The 16,206-nt window shown below is 63.1% G+C and carries 18 protein-coding genes and 1 other RNA gene; 6 read left to right on the forward strand and 13 right to left on the reverse strand.

Annotated features, from left to right (window positions below; translation table 11 throughout):
• Positions 1 to 446: 446 nt before the first annotated feature.
• Positions 447 to 806, reverse strand: a transfer-messenger RNA (tmRNA) gene (gene ssrA, locus ACT5M9_RS19025).
• A gap of 107 nt (positions 807 to 913) precedes the next feature.
• A complete protein-coding gene (smpB, locus tag ACT5M9_RS19030; RefSeq protein ID WP_025326288.1) occupies positions 914 to 1,402 on the reverse strand; it encodes an SsrA-binding protein SmpB in 489 nt (162 codons plus the stop codon).
• 249 nt (positions 1,403 to 1,651) lie between these two features.
• On the opposite strand from smpB, the gene ACT5M9_RS19035 reads away from it, so the two are divergent.
• Both ACT5M9_RS19035 and ACT5M9_RS19040 read left to right on the forward strand, forming a co-directional pair.
• Positions 1,652 to 2,086, forward strand: coding sequence for an SRPBCC family protein (locus ACT5M9_RS19035; protein WP_438549996.1), 435 nt, complete (start codon positions 1,652 to 1,654; stop codon positions 2,084 to 2,086).
• Complete coding sequence (locus tag ACT5M9_RS19040; RefSeq protein WP_457979631.1) at positions 2,079 to 2,438, forward strand: RnfH family protein; 360 nt, start codon at positions 2,079 to 2,081, stop codon at positions 2,436 to 2,438. Before ACT5M9_RS19035 ends, ACT5M9_RS19040 begins: the two co-directional genes overlap by 8 nt.
• Before the next feature lie 104 nt (positions 2,439 to 2,542).
• Here ACT5M9_RS19040 and ACT5M9_RS19045 read toward each other — a convergent pair whose 3' ends face one another.
• The 3 genes from ACT5M9_RS19045 to yiaY form a co-directional block, all read right to left on the reverse strand.
• Complete coding sequence (locus ACT5M9_RS19045) at positions 2,543 to 3,178, reverse strand: NAD(P)H-binding protein (RefSeq protein ID WP_457979629.1); 636 nt, start codon at positions 3,176 to 3,178, stop codon at positions 2,543 to 2,545.
• A 150-nt stretch (positions 3,179 to 3,328) separates the two neighbouring features.
• Positions 3,329 to 3,667, reverse strand: coding sequence for an outer membrane protein assembly factor BamE (locus ACT5M9_RS19050; RefSeq protein ID WP_349918784.1), 339 nt, complete (start codon positions 3,665 to 3,667; stop codon positions 3,329 to 3,331).
• A gap of 135 nt (positions 3,668 to 3,802) precedes the next feature.
• Positions 3,803 to 4,954 (reverse strand): L-threonine dehydrogenase, encoded by a 1,152-nt coding sequence (gene yiaY / locus ACT5M9_RS19055; protein ID WP_457979627.1) that lies wholly within the window; start codon positions 4,952 to 4,954, stop codon positions 3,803 to 3,805.
• A gap of 390 nt (positions 4,955 to 5,344) precedes the next feature.
• Between yiaY and udp the strand changes: the two genes are divergently transcribed.
• Complete coding sequence (udp, locus tag ACT5M9_RS19060; RefSeq protein WP_438549992.1) at positions 5,345 to 6,100, forward strand: uridine phosphorylase; 756 nt, start codon at positions 5,345 to 5,347, stop codon at positions 6,098 to 6,100.
• Between the two features lie 139 nt (positions 6,101 to 6,239).
• Here udp and ACT5M9_RS19065 read toward each other — a convergent pair whose 3' ends face one another.
• Positions 6,240 to 6,971: an RluA family pseudouridine synthase gene (locus tag ACT5M9_RS19065; protein ID WP_457979625.1), complete on the reverse strand. Its 732-nt coding sequence runs from the start codon at positions 6,969 to 6,971 to the stop codon at positions 6,240 to 6,242.
• A 164-nt stretch (positions 6,972 to 7,135) separates the two neighbouring features.
• Here ACT5M9_RS19065 and rihA point away from each other — a divergent pair, with 164 nt between their 5' ends.
• Positions 7,136 to 8,074, forward strand: a complete 939-nt coding sequence (gene rihA, locus ACT5M9_RS19070; protein WP_457979623.1) for a pyrimidine-specific ribonucleoside hydrolase RihA — start codon at positions 7,136 to 7,138, stop codon at positions 8,072 to 8,074.
• A gap of 24 nt (positions 8,075 to 8,098) precedes the next feature.
• Positions 8,099 to 8,569 (forward strand): hypothetical protein, encoded by a 471-nt coding sequence (locus ACT5M9_RS19075; RefSeq protein WP_457979622.1) that lies wholly within the window; start codon positions 8,099 to 8,101, stop codon positions 8,567 to 8,569.
• A 188-nt stretch (positions 8,570 to 8,757) separates the two neighbouring features.
• Here the strand turns inward: ACT5M9_RS19075 and ACT5M9_RS19080 are convergent, their stop codons facing one another.
• Positions 8,758 to 9,054, reverse strand: a complete 297-nt coding sequence (locus ACT5M9_RS19080) for a winged helix-turn-helix domain-containing protein (protein WP_457979620.1) — start codon at positions 9,052 to 9,054, stop codon at positions 8,758 to 8,760.
• A 38-nt stretch (positions 9,055 to 9,092) separates the two neighbouring features.
• Positions 9,093 to 9,623, reverse strand: a complete 531-nt coding sequence (locus ACT5M9_RS19085) for a DUF1523 family protein (protein ID WP_438549987.1) — start codon at positions 9,621 to 9,623, stop codon at positions 9,093 to 9,095.
• A 410-nt stretch (positions 9,624 to 10,033) separates the two neighbouring features.
• Between ACT5M9_RS19085 and ACT5M9_RS19090 the strand changes: the two genes are divergently transcribed.
• Complete coding sequence (locus ACT5M9_RS19090; protein ID WP_438549986.1) at positions 10,034 to 10,666, forward strand: LysE family translocator; 633 nt, start codon at positions 10,034 to 10,036, stop codon at positions 10,664 to 10,666.
• A gap of 113 nt (positions 10,667 to 10,779) precedes the next feature.
• Here ACT5M9_RS19090 and ACT5M9_RS19095 read toward each other — a convergent pair whose 3' ends face one another.
• The 5 genes from ACT5M9_RS19095 to dapE all read right to left on the reverse strand — a co-directional run bounded on the left by ACT5M9_RS19095 (position 10,780) and on the right by dapE (position 16,200).
• Complete coding sequence (locus ACT5M9_RS19095) at positions 10,780 to 11,880, reverse strand: beta-N-acetylglucosaminidase domain-containing protein (RefSeq protein WP_457979618.1); 1,101 nt, start codon at positions 11,878 to 11,880, stop codon at positions 10,780 to 10,782.
• Between the two features lie 48 nt (positions 11,881 to 11,928).
• Positions 11,929 to 13,656 carry a potassium/proton antiporter gene (locus tag ACT5M9_RS19100; protein ID WP_438549984.1) on the reverse strand — a complete coding sequence of 576 codons (1,728 nt, stop codon included), beginning with the start codon at positions 13,654 to 13,656 and terminating at the stop codon, positions 11,929 to 11,931.
• A 302-nt stretch (positions 13,657 to 13,958) separates the two neighbouring features.
• Positions 13,959 to 14,105 carry a hypothetical protein gene (locus ACT5M9_RS19105; protein ID WP_005325762.1) on the reverse strand — a complete coding sequence of 49 codons (147 nt, stop codon included), beginning with the start codon at positions 14,103 to 14,105 and terminating at the stop codon, positions 13,959 to 13,961.
• Positions 14,106 to 14,312: 207 nt separating this feature from the next.
• Complete coding sequence (locus ACT5M9_RS19110) at positions 14,313 to 15,002, reverse strand: M15 family metallopeptidase (RefSeq protein WP_457979616.1); 690 nt, start codon at positions 15,000 to 15,002, stop codon at positions 14,313 to 14,315.
• A gap of 70 nt (positions 15,003 to 15,072) precedes the next feature.
• Positions 15,073 to 16,200, reverse strand: a complete 1,128-nt coding sequence (gene dapE / locus ACT5M9_RS19115; RefSeq protein ID WP_457979614.1) for a succinyl-diaminopimelate desuccinylase — start codon at positions 16,198 to 16,200, stop codon at positions 15,073 to 15,075.
• Positions 16,201 to 16,206 lie beyond the last annotated feature (6 nt).

The following is a 16,206-nucleotide window of genomic DNA, read 5'->3' on the forward strand; positions in this document are numbered from 1 at the left end:
TTAGGCCTCTTTTTTAATACCCAAATCGGTCCAAAAATGATAAATTTGCCCAATCACTGTATGCCCATACAGTATTTCACAGCCGAGAGGCTGAGAGAGAACGGGAGACATTGGATGGAATCATCACTGACCGAACTAGAAGAGCTAATCGAGACATTGGATCTGACGCCCCAGGAGGAAGATAGAATCGCGCGCATTCTACAAAAACTACGCGATGAAGCTGCTGCGTCGTAAAGATGTGGAAGGATTCGGATTGGCCCGCTACTGAGCGGGCTTTTCTATGTCTTGGAGGGGAGAAAATAAAAAAGCCCGCATTTCTGCAGGCTTTCTACATCTTGGATCACCGGTGGATCATTTTGGTTCCTGTTTCAGGCCAGCCTCTGTCGCGATGATTTCGCTAAGCTGCTGTTTTAACTCGTGTTGTCCTGTCGGTGTCCTAGTTAAATTGGTGGAGCTGGGGGGATTTGAACCCCCGTCCAAAATTACTACATCCTCGGCACTACATGCTTAGTCACTCTTTACATTCGCCAACCCGCTGCGGAGAGACACGCCACGCATTGACTAGCTCGATTGGTTTTAATGCTTCCGCCCCGAGCAGGACTTCCACACGATCCTGTGAAGGATGACCTTCCATTTCCCTAGGACACAGGCAAGCTAGGGGAGAAGGGCTCAGCGCAGGTTATTAAGCTGCGAGTGCGTAGTTTTCGTCGTTTGCGACTATTTTTTTGCGGTTTATTAACGAGGCCTACCGCACCTCGGCATGCACCTTGGGTTTCGTGAATCTTGTCGAATCCAGAATCAGCCCCAAGTTGTCTAGAGCGATTGTACGCAAAAAACCTGTCATGGCAAGGCGTTGATGGCAATCGACCGGCCCGGGCCGGTCGATTGCTGGTTTATTGGGCGACCCGAGGGATCAGCCGCGGTTCTTGTTCTTCATGATGCGGGCTTTTTCCCGATCCCATTCGCGGGCCTTGGTGTCTTCCCGCTTGTCGTGTTCCTTCTTGCCCTTCACCAGGCCGATCTCGACCTTGACCCAGCACTCCTTCCAGTAGAGGGCCAGTGGCACGATTGTGTAGCCTTGGCGGGCGGTCAGGCTCTCGAGTTTGTCGAGTTCGCGGCGGCTCAGCAGCAGCTTGCGGGTGCGGGTCGGGTCGCACACCACGTGGCTGGAGGCGGCGTTGAGGGGCAGGAAGCTGGAGCCGAACAGGAAGGCCTCTCCCTGCAGGAAGATGACATAGGCTTCGCTGATGTTGGCCTTGCCCGCCCGCAGGGATTTGACTTCCCACCCTTGCAGGGACAGGCCGGCTTCCACGCGCTCTTCGATGAAGTACTCGTGACGGGCGGTTCTGTTGAGTGCAATGGTGCTGGACCCGGCTTTGTTTTTACTGTTCTTTTTGCTCATGACGGGGGCCTTAGGCGATGTTGATGAAGGCGCATTATACGTGGGCGGCGGCGGCTGTAAAACGCGCAGCCGCTCGACTGTCTGCTTTATAGGCAGTTATGGGGTTATTTTGACTGGCGGGGCGACAGGCGACCGGTTGAGGGAGGCTGTCAGGCGCCCGATGGCGCGAGTGGTGGCGATGTGCGCAGTTGTGGGGAGGATTTTGGCCGGCAAGGTGATAAAATCCCGGCGATTGGATGAGGAAACCCCATGCCCCGTATTACTCGCAGTGCCCTGGTGATGTTCAGTGCGGAACAGATGTTCCGGCTGGTCAACGACGTTCACGCTTACCCCGAATTCCTGCCGGGCTGTGTCGGCAGCCGCGTTCACGAGGCGGGTGAAGACTACATGACCGCCTCGGTGGATGTGGCCAAGGCGGGCATCGCCAAGACCTTCACCACCCGCAACCGGCTCGACGCCAACCGCGCCATCAAGATGGAGCTGGTGGAGGGGCCTTTCAAGACCCTGGCGGGCTGGTGGACCTTCACGCCGCTGGATGTGGACGCCTGCAAGGTGGAGTTCGATCTCGACTTCGAGTTCACCTCCAAACTCATCGAGCTCGCCTTCGGCCAGATCTTCCGCGAGCTGGTGAGCTCCATGGTGCTGGCCTTCTCCAATCGCGCCAAGGTGGTGTACGGTGTCTGATCTGCTCAATATCGAAGTCGCCTACGCCCTGCCGGAGCGCCAGACGGTGCTGCGCATTCGGGTCGCCCCCGGCACCAGCGTGCTGGCCGCCATCGAGCAGTCAGGCATCGTCGGCAAGCACCCGGAGATCGATCTCGCGGTCAACAAGTTCGGCATCTACAGCCGCCCGGTCAAGGGCAGCGAGCCGGTGCAGGACGGGGATCGCATCGAGATCTACCGCCCCCTGATCGCCGATCCGAAGGAGATGCGCAAGAAGCGGGCCGAGAAGGCCAAAGAGGAGGGACGTGCCGATGTGGTCACCGGCGGGCGCCCCGACGTGCACCGCAAGCGGGACGATGGTGACCCGGCCTGACGGGCCAGGCCCATCCGCATCGAAAAGAGGCGCCATGGCGCCTCTTTTTGTTTCTTGCTGCATCTATACCCTGCGGTCGCGATATCGCCTGTCAAATGAAGTCGTCACAGGGAAAGCAGTCTCTCGTTCTCCACGATGTCGATGCCCTCTTCCTGATCGGCGAGCACCGTCAGGGCGTGGGCCACCTGGCGCGCCTCGATGGCACGCCAGCGGGTGAAGCGCCCGCGCAGCAGGGGCTTGACCAGGGGATAGACAGCTTGGATGAGTCGCTCCGAGGTGCGCGGTGGCTGGCGATCCCCGAGCAGCATGGCGGGGCGCACTATGGCGAGCCGTTGCCACTCCTGGGCCAGCAGGGCCTGCTCCATCTCCCCCTTAGTGCGGGGGTAGAGGGCGGGGGAACTGGGGTTGGCCCCCAGGCTCGAGACGACGATGAGGTGACGGCAACCGTGACGGCGGGCGAGAGCGGCGAAGGCCAGCACATAGTCGTGATCGACCCGGCGAAACGCGGCATCCGAGCCTGCGTCCTTGCGGGTGGTGCCGAGGCAACAGAAGGCAAGGTAGACGTGGGCGGGCAGCTCTATATTCTCTAGCCGATCAAAATCCACCGGCAACCAGTGGCGGTTCGGGGCCGGCTCGCCTGGCTTGCGGCAGAGCAGGGTCAGCGCGTGGTCGGCGCTGAGCTGGCGAACGAGCTCGCGGCCGATGAGGCCGGTGGCGCCGGCGATGAGGATCTGGCTCATGGGATCTCCTGGGTGTGGCACTAAGGCCCTGTGTGGATGGAGGCCCTTCAACCTTGGGCCAAGCCGGCGCGCGCTTCAACCCGGACACCTCCGGTTCGGGATGCCGGCCCCCAGAAAGACAAAACCGGCTGGGGCCGGTTTTGTGTGCAATCAGAGCGGGGTGGTGAAGGCCGCCGGGAGCGGGAAGTCACCCGTGGCGGTGGAGAGCCGGTCACCCACGAAGTTCAGGGTCAGCTCCTTGCGTTCCTTGTCACCACGGCCGGGCGTGAACTCATAGAGGTAATACCAGGTATTGGGGTCGAAACCGTCCCGCAGCATGGGGGAACCCAGCACGTACACGACCTGCTCGCGCGTCATGCCCTGACGCAGTTTGTCGACCTGCTTTTGTTCTACGTAGTTGCCCTGGGGAATATCGATGCGATAGACCAGGCTGCAACCGGACAGGGTGAGGGCGGTCAAGGCCGCGGCAATCAGGTGTTTCATCCGCATATCGGGTTCAGATCATCCATACAGTCTTTTTTAGCTCGGCAAATCATACCCACTCCCCGCACGGAAGTAAAAAGCCATTGATCTGACAGGCTGTAAAAAGGGCCGCGAGGCGACCCTTGGCAAGCGGGGCAAGGCCTACATGGCGGCCCGGAAGATATCGACTATCTCGGCGTGAGTCGCCTGCTTGGGGTTGGTGAAGCCGCAGGCATCCTTGAGGGCATTGGTGGCCAGCACGTCGAAGTCGTCGGCCTTGACCCCTAGCTGCTCCAGACCGGCGGGGATATTCACATCCCGGGCCAGCGTCTTGATGGCGGCAATGGCGGCGGCGGCCCCCTGCTCGTCGCTCATGGCGCTCACATCCACCCCCATGTGGTGGGCCACCTCCTTGAGGCGGGCGGCGCTCACCTGGGCGTTGTAGGCTTGCACGTGGGGCAGCAGCACCGCATTGCAGACCCCGTGTGGCAGGTCGTAGAAGCCGCCGAGCTGGTGCGCCATGGCGTGCACATAGCCGAGGCTCGCGTTGTTGAAGGCCATGCCGGCCAGGAACTGGGCATAGGCCATCTGCTCGCGGGCCTGCAGATCGTCCCCCTGGTGGACAGCGGTGCGCAGGTGTCTGGCAACGAGCTGGATGGCCATGATGGCGCTGGCATCGGTCACCGGGGTGGCGGCGATGGAGACATAGGCCTCGATGGCGTGGGTCAGGGCATCCATGCCGGTGGCGGCGGTGAGGCCGGCGGGCTTGGCCAGCATCAGCTCGGGGTCGTTGACCGACATCAGGGGGGTGACGTGCTTGTCGACGATGGCCATCTTCACGTGACGGGCCTCGTCGGTGATGATGCAGAAACGGGTCATCTCGGAGGCGGTGCCGGCGGTGGTGTTGATGGCGATGAGCGGCAGCTGGGGTTTGGCGGAGCGATCCACCCCCTCGTAGTCCTGAATGTTGCCTCCGTTGGCCGCCACCAGAGCGATGCCCTTGGCGCAGTCGTGGGGGGAGCCGCCGCCCAGGGAGATGACGCAGTCGCACTGGTTGGCGCTGAGCATGGCCAGCCCCTGTTCGACGTTGGCCATGGTGGGGTTGGGCTTAGTGTCGTCGAACACGACGCTCTCTATGCCCTGTTCGGCCAGCAGGGCGGCGACCTTGGCCACCACGCCGATCTGGTTGAGGATGCGGTCGGTGACGATCAGCGCCTTGCGATAGCCATAGCCCTTGATGTCGGCGGCGGCCTCCTGCAGGCAGCCGGCCCCCATCAGATTGACCGCGGGGATGTAGAACTTGAATGTTGCCATGATGGCCTCCGTCATTTAGCCATTTAGTGGTAATTGGCGGCCAAGATAACAGCCTCTCTGGCCCGAAACAGGGTTCAATGGTATCTGGTTTACAACTTTGTGGACTCGATCGCGCTCTAGCAATCCACCGGGAAGGGGCCCTTGACAAGGGGCGGGAAGGCGGTGATAACAGAAAAACGTTTTCTAATTAATTCATCACCTTAGCAAACGTTTTGCATGAAATTGGCGGTTGTCAATGCGTGAAACTGTGAGTTGCCTCAAGGATTTGGGAAGCGCTTTCGACCATAGTTGCGCCTTCCCGAACGAGGGGAAAACAGGCTTGAAAATTACATAAAGAACCATCTTATCTGCACGCTGCCATCCGTGGCGGAGCGCAACCAGGAGTCCACTATGTCTGATGTTTTTCACTTGGGTTTGAAGAAAGCTGATCTGCAAGGCGCCACCCTGGCGATCGTTCCCGGCGACCCCGAGCGCGTGAAGCGTATCGCAGAACTGTTGGACAACCCGGTACATTTGGCCAGTCATCGTGAATTCACCACCTGGCGCGGCGAGATGGGCGGCACCGCCGTCATCATCTGCTCCACCGGTATCGGCGGCCCCTCCACCTCCATCGCGGTGGAAGAGCTGGCCCAGCTGGGTATCCGCACCTTCCTGCGTATCGGCACCACGGGCGCCATCCAGCCGCACCTGAACGTGGGCGACGTCATCGTCACCACAGGCTCAGTGCGCCTCGACGGTGCCAGCCTGCACTTCGCGCCGATGGAGTACCCGGCCGTCGCCGACTTCGAGTGCACCACCGCACTGGTCGAGACCGCCAAGGAGCTGGGCTCCAAGCTGCATGTGGGCGTTACCGCCTCCTCCGACACCTTCTACCCGGGTCAGGAGCGTTACGATACTTACTCCGGTCGCGTGGTGAGCCGCTTCCAGGGCTCCATGAAGGAGTGGCAATCCATGGGCGTGCTGAACTTCGAGATGGAGTCTGCCACCCTGTTGACCATGTGTGCCAGCCAGGGCCTGCGCGCCGGCATGGTGGCGGGTATCATCGTCAACCGCACCCAGCAAGAGATCCCGAGTGCCGCGACCATGGCCAAAACCGAATCCGATGCGATCAAGATCGTGCTGGGCGCCGCCCGCAAGCTGATCTGACGCTCTCTCTCAACAGAGAGTACCGAGTGGGGGTGGGGGCCGCTGCGAAAGCACGGCCCCTATCTTTATCTGTCGTTCAGCCCTTTCCCCATCCAGCTTACTGCCTCACCCCGGTTTCATCCCCGGCTCTTCTGCCTGATTAAAACGGCGTGGCACAGGTCATCGCCATCTGCTCGCCGCTCACCGGATGCACGAATGTCAGGGCACTGGCGTGCAGCATCAGCCTGGGTGTCCGCTCCGTGCCCGGCTGGGCCAAGCCACCGTAGAGATCGCATCCCAGGATGGGGTGACCCAGCCACTGGCAGTGGATGCGCAGCTGGTGGGTGCGGCCCGTCTCTGGGCTGAGGCGCACCCGTGTCACGGGCAGGAGGTCACCGGCCTCGTTCAGGCGTTCGGTGCGCGCCAGCACCCGATAGCGGGAGCGGGCGGGCTTGCCCCGGGCGGTGCAGATCGCCATCAGGGGGAACAGGGCCGGATCCTTGGCGATGGGGGCGTCGATCACCCCCTCATCTTCGGCGAGGTGGCCCCAGAGCAGCGCCTCGTAGGCCTTGGTCACGGCACGCTGGCTGAACTGCTGGCAGAGCAGGGCGTTGATGGCCTTGTTCCTGGCCAGCACCATGATCCCCGAGGTGCCGAAGTCGAGGCGGTGGATCAGGGTGCAGCCGGGGTACGCCTGCACCAGCCTGTGGTGCACGGAGTCGAGATTGAGTGGGTTCTTGCCGGAGAGGCTCAGCAGGCCGCTCGGCTTGTTGATGAGCAGAAGGTGCTCGTCCTCGTGCAGGATCTCTATGGTGGCGGCGCAGGGGGGCGCGATAAAGGTATCTATGATGACGGACATGGGGCACAGGGACTGAAAAGGGAGGAGGATCATACCCGAACGAAGGGGGCGCGGCGAATTCGGGTTGAGACGGCGCCCGCCTCGCGGCTAACTGATTGATAATGTGGGGAAGGGGCCGTTTTGTGACCCCCTCCAGAGTTAATCCGGCCGCGGCTTGCTAAGGTATGTCTCCCTGTCTTGTTGTAAGGAGTCTCCCCATGGCGTTGCCCGTTATTCTCGATTGCGATCCCGGCCACGATGATGCCATCGCCCTCATACTGGCGCTGGCGAGCCCGGAGCTGCAGGTGCTGGCGGTGACCACCAGTGCGGGCAACCAGACCCCGGACAAGACCCTCAACAACGCCTTGCGTATCCTCACCCTGCTCGGGCGCCACGACATCCCGGTGGCGGCGGGGGCGCCCAAGCCCCTGGCCCGGGAGCTCATCATCGCCGACAACGTGCACGGCGAGTCAGGCCTCGACGGCCCCAGGCTGCCGGATCCCGGCTTCGCCCCCCAGGCCATGACGGCCCTGGAGCTGATGGCCAGGACACTGCGGGAGAGCCCGGAGCCGGTGACCCTGGTGCCGACCGGCCCGCTCACCAACATCGCCCTGCTGCTGGCCGCCCACCCGGAGCTCCATTCCAAGATTGCCCGCATCGTGCTGATGGGGGGCGCCGCCGGGCCGGGCAACTGGACGCCGGCGGCGGAGTTCAACATTTATGTGGATCCCGAAGCGGCCGATATGGTGTTCAGCTCCGGCCTGCCCATCACCATGTGCGGGCTGGATGTGACCCACGAGGCCCAGGTGATGGACGAGGACATCGAGCGGGTGCGGGCCATCCCGAACCCTGTGGCCCAGTGCGTGGCCGGACTGCTCGATTTCTTCATGATCTATCACAGAGACCCCAAGTGGGGTTTCCTCGGTGCACCCCTGCACGATCCCTGCACCATCGCCTGGCTGCTGGCGCCGGAGCTCTTCCACGGGATAGACTGCTGGGTCGGCGTGGAAACCCGGGGCACCCATACTGTGGGGATGACGGTGGTGGATCGCCATGGCTTGACGGGCAAGCCGGCCAACACCCGGGTCCTGCTGGGGCTGGAGAGGCAGGGCTTCATCGATCTGCTGGTACGGCGCCTGCAGGCATTCAACGGATAACTGGGATCAGAGAAGGGGCGGGGGATGCGAAGAGAGACGCTGGCAGCGCTGGTGTGTGTGCAACTGACGGCGTGCGCCACGCCGTTCGAGTCGATGTGGCAGGGGCTGGCGACCTGCGATCTGGATGGCCTCTATCTCGACAGCGAGACGGGGGAGGCCTCCCATCCCCTGCTCAAGACCTTCACCCCCTACAAGAACGCGGACGGCTTCGCCTGGTACAAGACCCATCAGGAGTTGCACGGCCTGCCCATCACGGGCTTCCTCATCCCGAGCTCCACCTTCGAGGTGCATGCCCTCTTCGTCGACACCCCCATCGCCAATGCCAGGCGGCTGACCCACAACGCCTATGGCAGCGAGTTTGCTGACGAGGAGAAGCACAACAAGGGGGAGGCACCCCTGCTGCTGCGCGACCCGAACAACCCCAAGCGCTCCATCATCGACTGCACCCAGGGGGAGTCCGAGGAGCCGCTGCCGGAGGAACCCTTCCCGGAATAGCCGCCGATCTCGGGCCAAGCGCCGGATATTGCAATGAGAGAGGGGAGCCATGGCTCCCCTCTCGTCGTTATCGTTTGGTCAAACCCTCAGGGGTAACCGAGGGTGTCCTTGATGGCGGGCAGCTGAGCCGCAATCCACGCCGGGTTGCATCTGCCCCCAGTCGCTGAGGGCGTGGCGCTTGTCCAATCTCAGGGATAGCTCAGCGTCTCCTTGATAACGGACAGATTGGCGGCGATCCAGTCCGGGTTGATGGGACCCCAGTCGCTGATGCGATAGTGCCCCTGCAGGTGGCGTGCCCCCTCGGTCTGCTCGAAGAGGCAGAGGATGTCGAGCTCCGCCAGCGCCGTCAGGGTATCCTGGGCGGTGCGCCTCGGCATGCCGGTGGCGGCCATGATGGCGGGCACAGTGTCCGTCCCCTGGCTGATCAGATAGGCCACATAGAGGCGCCGGTAGAAGCTGGTGCGGGTCTTGCTGGGTTCTGTCATGGTCGATTCCGTTATCCGCGCTATGAGACAGGCCGGGTTTACAGCTCATCCTCGAGCCGGTCGAAGTAGCGCCAGGTCGCGATGGCGGCCTTGCCCATCACCAGGGCCCAGATGCCGAACCAGAACCAGCGGAAGAAGCTCCAGGTGGAGGCGTCGGGCGCCGTGGTCTCGATCTTGGTGACGTTCGGGAACAGGGAGAACATGTTCACGCGCCAGCCGTAGGAGGTGATGATGGCCAGGCGCTTCTCGAACTCCATGGACTTGGCCTTGGCCTGGACGTCGGCGGCGTTGAACTTGAAGTAGAAGGGCCAGCCCCAGAGGGTATCCTCGTTGCGGAACACCCGGATCTTCTCGCCGGGACGCTCGGTGTAGATGTAATAGACATCCACGGTGGGGCCGTCGGCCGGGTTCTTCTGGCTGATGGGGCCGTCCTTGTCGGTACGCTTCACCTCGACCCCTGTGATGGTGGCGATGGTGTGCTCCGGCAGGTAGTAGTCGAGCCAGAGTGCGGAGAGCAGGGCGATGAGGCCCAGGACGATAAAGGCGGGTTTCTTGAACTTCAGGCTCATGGTGTTCTCTGTGAGGGGCAGTGACGTGCCTCTACCATACCCATATTTGCGAATAGAGCCCAGCCCCTAATGGCGCCTAATGTTCAAAAAGTCGTTTAAAACGGGGCTGGGTATAGCACCCTGCTGGCTGAGCTGACTCGCAGATGGGCGAGAGCGTACGCTCCGGGGTGACCCGCCATGGGATCCTTGCCTGCCCTGCTGATGACGCCAGCAGTTGGCCGTCATAGCATCGGCTGCGTCAGCTTCTGCGCGCCCGCTGGTAAGTGTGTCAGAGGCGATCGCCGTTTGTTTGTACAAGCAGAGTACAGACAGGGCTCCGATGGCTGAAATCGGCCGACAGCACAGGTTTTTTCTTGTGTGAAAAGAGGGGGATGGGCAAGATTGATGGCTTGTTACCATGGAGGTGTAGTGTGTCCCACTGGATTGATCCCGCTATCTTGGCGCTGTTTATTCCCACGTTCTTCTTCGTATCCGTGACTCCCGGCATGTGCATGACCCTGGCCATGACCCTCGGCATGAGTCTGGGGGTGCGCCGCACCCTGCACATGATGTGGGGGGAACTCATCGGGGTCGGTCTGGTTTCCGTACTCTCCGTGGTGGGGGTCGCGGCCGTCATGCTGCACTATCCGGCCATTTTCGCGGCTTTCAAGTACGTGGGGGGCGCCTACCTGTTCTGGCTCGGCATCCAGATGTGGCAGGCCAAGGGCAAGATGGCCATTCCGGCCGACTTGTCGAAGGAGCAGGAGACGAGCCGGCTGGGACTGGCGGTGCAGGGTTTCGTCACCGCCATCGCCAATCCCAAGGGCTGGGCCTTCATGATCTCTCTGCTGCCCCCCTTCATCAACGCGGCCAAGCCGATGGCGCCGCAGATCAGCGCCCTGGTGGCCCTGATCCTGGTCATCGAGTTCTCCTGCCTGCTGCTCTACGCGAGCGGCGGTCGCACCCTGCGCCACTTCCTCGCCAAGAGCGGCAACGTCACCCTGATGAACCGCATCGCCGGCTCCCTGATGCTATTTGTCGGCGTCTGGCTGGCCTTCGGCTGAGAAGCTGTTCACGACCTTGCTGCGAGGCCGTGATCAAGGCTCTGATAGCCCGCGTCATGCAAAAAGGCCACCTGCAAGAGGTGGCCTTTTTCGTAGGCGGTTGACGACCGGGGTCAGTCGGTCAGGCAGTCCGGATCGAACACATACTCCCCTGCCAGCCAGCGCAGTATCTCGTCGACGCAGCTCTGATCCTGGAACGGCAGGTAGCGGGCCTTGAGATGGGCCTGCTGCTCAGGGGTGAGCTGGGCCAGGCCTATGTCCTGGAAGAGCGGCAGATCGGCCTGGATCATGGCGGAGATCTGCGGGCCGCAGGTGGCGTTGAGGGAGGCGTGCAGCGCCTTGTCCGGATCGTACTGCTTGCCGAGTCGGTAGCTCAAGGGCAGGGTGGCGAGCGGTAGCACAGAGAGGGCCGCCTGCTTCATGGGGTTGACCGCGTGGCCTGCCACCAGATCGCCGAGTTCGGTGCGATTCTCGAAGGCGCGCAGGTGCAGGAAGTTGCTGGCCTTGCTGCCGTCGTTGACCGGGTAGTTGTCCCACAGGAAGGGTTTACGGTGCAGCCAGTCGGCGGCCTGCCTGAGGTGCGCCGCCGGGTATTCGCTGGAGCAGACCTTGGGGCCGGTCCAGAAGATGTCGAAGCGCTTGTCCAGCCCCTGACCCAGATCCTGCAGATAGTGGGGGGGCATGGCGCCGAATACCTTCTCCAGCACGGGATCCGTGGAGTAGTAGCTGGGGCAGAACAGCAACCGGCTGGCACGGGTATGGGCGGCGATGTCGTGGGCTATGGTGAGCTGCCAGTGGGCGAGATCCGGGGTATCCCCCTTCATGTCGTCGAACAGCACCGCTAGGATGTCGGGTTTGAGCGAGTCCTCGATGACCCTCAGCTTCTCCAGCAGGGCCGGGCGCTGGCGATCGTAGTCGTGATGGGCTCCCATGGGACTCAGGCCCACCCCGAAGGCGAGGCCGTTGTCCCGGCATTGCTGGGCGAGCCGGCGCAGGGCAGCCAGCTGATCCGCAGGCCAGGGCTTGGCCCAGTGCTTGCGCAGATAGCCGTCCTCTTTCGGGGCATAGATATAGAAGCCGTAGCCGTGGCGGGGCAGCCACTGGGCGTAGCGGGCGCGGGCCTCCCAGCTCCAGCCCTTGCCGAAGAAGCCCTCGATGAGGCCGAGTTTGGGGGAGGGAGGGGTGAGACCAGACAACAGTGTTTGGTAAGGCATGGGCAACTCCCTGCTCGCTGAGCACATTGTTATGGGCAGACTCGCGTCTTAAACCGGATCTTCTTCCAGGAAGCGTACCCCTATCTTGCGAGGCTCACCCTCTTCCATCTCGGCCACCGTCCAGAGCAATCCCTGCCAGGCAAAGTGGTCACCGACCACCAGATTATCGCCCAACTGGCCGGCGATAAAGTCGCCGAGGGTCAGATCCGCCACCTCGCTCACATCCAGCCCATAGAGCGGGGCGAGATCCACCAGCTTGGCGGCCGCCTCCAGCAGGAAGTCACCGAAGAAGCGCGGGCCCAGATCCTGCTCCGGCGCCTGGCTGAACAGCTGGCCGAGGGCGGGGAGATCGCGCTCGTGGCCGATGACGCAGAGGATGTCGTCGGACTGCAGCCGGGTACTGCCCGAGGGGTGCAGCAGCTCCTGGCCCCGGAACAGGGCGCAGATGCGGGTCCCTTCCGGCATGCGCAGCTCCCGCAAGGGGGAGCCGATGCACCACTTCTCGGCGCTCAGACGATAGACGAAGGTCTCCCACTGGCTGTCGAGATCGATCTCGAGGCCGGAGCGGTTGATGGGCGAGGGGGGCGCCGGTACCTCGACTCGCGCAAGGCGCGAGGCCAGCGGCAAGGAGCTGCCCTGCAGGATGAGGGAGACCAGCACCACGAAGAAGGCGACGTTGAAGTAGAGCTGGGCGTTCGGCAGCCCCGCCATCATGGGGAAGACCGCCAGAATGATGGGCACGGCGCCGCGCAGCCCCACCCAGGAGATGAACCAGCGCTCCCGGGGGGCGAAGTTCTTGAACGGCAGCAGGCCAATCCAGACCGAGACGGGGCGGGCGAACAGTATCATCCAGCCGGCCAGCACCAGGGCCGGCAGGGCGATGGGCAGCAGGTTGCTCGGGGTGGCGAGCAGCCCCAATACCAGGAACATGCCGATCTGGCTGAGCCAGGTCAGGCCGTCCAGCACCGACAACGTGGTGCTGCGGCTGCGCAGGGAGAGGTTGCCGAGCAGCAGGCCGGTGAGGTAGATGGCGAGAATGCCGCTGCCGCCGAGGGCCGTGGTGAGGGCGAAGATGAGCAGACCGCCGCTCACAGTGAGTAGTGGATAGAGGCCGGGGGCCAGGCGGGCTGTGTTGATGAGGCGCCACAGCAGCCAGCCGCCGGCGAGGCCGATGCCGGCGCCGAGGCCAAACTGTTTGCCGAGCTGCAGCAGCAGGAAGGTCCAGTCCAGGCTCTGCTGCTGGGTGGCCAGCACCTCGATCAGGGTGACGGTGAGAAACACCGCCATGGGATCGTTGCTGCCGGACTCTATCTCCAGGGTGGCGCTCACCCGCTCGTTCAGGCTTCGTCCGCCGAGCAGGGAGAAGACGGCCGCCGCATCGGTGGAGCCGACGATGGCGCCGATGAGCATGCCCTGCATCAGGTTGAGGTCGAACAGCCAGGCGGCGGCGAGGCCGGTCAGGCCCGTGGTGATGGCCACCCCGACGGTGGCGAGCGACAGGGCGGGCCAGAGGGCGACCCGGAACGAGGAGACCCGGGTGCGCATGCCGCCGTCCAGCAGGATGATGGCGAGGGCCAGGTTACCCACCAGGTAGGCGACCGAGTAGTCGGCGAAGTGGATGCCGCCGGGGCCATCCTCACCGGCCAGCATGCCGACGGCGAGGAAGATGACCAGGATGGGGATGCCGATACGGGAAGAGAGCGCGCTTAACAGGACACTGCATCCCACCAACAAGGCTGCGACAAAGAAGAAACTGTTGATGGTGGTGGCATCCAATGGCGAACTCCTTATGGCGGGCTGCAAAACAGGCACATTATATGCAGTTTGTGCCCCCTTGTGTGGCTTAATCGTGCATTAATTTGCAGTTTTTTACCTTTCGGTGCTGTTTTTAAGCAAAAAGAAGGCGTGAAGAAGCAAGAATGAAATGAAAATGAAACAGTAACGTTCGGCGCCGGTGATTGGCGCCGATAGGGGCTTTGAACGAGGGGGAGGGCAAGGGGCTCCGCCGGGAGCGACAGGCAGGGAGAGTGAGACAGAAAACCGGCTTGGGGCGCCGGCTTGGCGCCCCAAGCTCGGGGTCAGTCGTCCTCGTCGTCCTTGACTTCCCGGATCTTGTCCCTGTATTTGGGCAGCTGCTTCTCAAGCTGTTTCATGTCCTTGATGGCGTTGAGAAACAGGCCGAGCAGGAACAGCAGCGGCAGCCCTATCCATAACCACAGACTCATGGGTTAGTCCTCCTCTCGCTGAGACAAGGGGTGACGTCATGACTGACCAGGAGCTCTCCGAGCCGGGTCAGCATGGTCAATTTGCCTTCAATACCCCCCGTCGTCATGAGTGATCCCTCGTGTCGGGGCTGGGGGTGACGTCATGACTGACCAGGTGCTCGTCGAGCAGGGTCAGCATGGTCAATTTGCCTTCAATACTCCCCGTCTTCATGAGTGAGCCCTCGCGTCGAGACTGGGGGTGACGTAACGGGCCAGGATCTCGTCCAGATGGGCCAGTATGCACTCCTTGCCTTCAATATCCGCCTGCTGCAGGCAAAGCGCCAGCGCATCGGGATCGAGTCGCAGATCTTCCGACTCCAGCCGGAAGCTCAGGTGCCAAGGTTCGTAGGCGACCCCGCAGCCCGCGCCACTGAGCTGGGCATAGGGGAGGAAGAAACCGAAGTCGTTCATGTGGTCCCCGAGCCAGGCGCTCAGTTCCCCAAACCAGCCGTTCCCCTCGTACTCCCAGGGCTCCAGTGCCAGCTTGGTGCCCGCGGGCAGGCAGTCCGGATCATAGATGTCCAGATCCGTCCCCCAGTGGTGGCGGCTGGTGCCGGGCAGGGCGCTCCAGCGCAAGATGGCGTGCAGCCGCTCGGGCTCGGAGAGCGCGGCCGCATCCAGCGGCTGGCCGGCGGCGTCCAGCAGGGGACGCTCGCCGCGCCACTTGCCATTCCATATGGCGAGCTGGCGATCGAAGCCGCGCCAGCTGGAGGCGGGCTGCAGGTTATGCCCCTCATAGGCGGCGGCCACCTGCATGTCGTTGAAGGCCGCCGCGGTGGCGACGGTGAGGCGGTGGGGGCCACGCCCCAGCAGGGTCAGGTGGCTGTCGTCCAGCCCCAGCAGTTGATCCTGGGTCATGTCCGCTCCTGTGCGGTGAGATGGCTAGGGTGGGCGGCCCGCGGGCGGCCCGGTCGGTATGGTCGCATCATTAGGCCAGCAGACGCTCCAGCACCCCTTGGTACATGTCCGCCAAGAGATCCAGGTCCTCGGCCTTCACGCACTCGTTCACCTTGTGGATGGTGGCGTTGACGGGCCCGAGCTCGATCACTTCCGCGCCCGTGGGGGCGATGAAACGCCCATCGGAGGTGCCCCCCGTGGTGAGCAGGGCGGGGCGCTGGTCGTTGACGCCCTCGATGGCCGCCACCGCCGCATCCAGCAGGGCGCCGGTGTCGGTCAGGAAGGGCTGGCCGGAGAGGGTCCACTTCAGTTCAAAATCCAGCCCGTGGCGGGTCAGCAGGGCCTCGACCCGATCGCGGATCGCCTGGTCGGTGAGCTCGGTGCTGAAGCGGAAGTTGAACTGCACGTGCAACTCGCCGGGGATGACGTTGGAGGCACCGGTGCCCCCCTGGATGTTCGCTATCTGGAAGCTGGTGGGGGGGAAGTAGGCGTTTCCCTCGTCCCAGACGGTACTGGCCAGCTCATCCAGCGCCGGGGCCGCACGGTGGATGGGGTTGTCCGCGAGATGGGGGTAGGCCACGTGGCCCTGCACCCCGCGCACCAGCAGATCCCCGGTGATGGAGCCGCGGCGGCCGTTCTTCACCACATCACCGACTTCACTGGTGGAGGAGGGCTCGCCGACGATGCACCAGCGGATTTTTTCGCTCCGAGCCTCCAGGGTGTCGATCACCCGGGTGGTGCCGTTGATGAAGGGCCCCTCCTCATCGGAGGTGATGAGAAACGCGATGGAGCCCGCATGATCCGGATGCGCGGCCACGAAACGCTCGGTGGCCACCACCATGGCGGCGAGGGAGCCCTTCATGTCGGCGGCACCGCGCCCGTACAGCATGCCGTCCTGGATGGTCGGCTCGAACGGCGGGGTGTGCCACTTCTCCAGCGGCCCGGCCGGCACCACGTCTGTGTGGCCGGCGAAGCAGAACAGGGGGCCCTCTGTGCCACGGCGGGCCCAGAGGTTGGTGGTGTCTTCAAACACCATGGGCTCGATGACGAAGCCCAGGCGCGCCAGGCGCTCGGCCATCAGGGTCTGGCACCCCTCATCCAATGGGGTCACTGAGGGGCGGCTGATCAGATCGCAGGCCAGGTTGATGACATCCGACATCGGGTT

The sequence above is a fragment of the Aeromonas sp. AE23HZ002T15 genome (assembly GCF_054165525.2).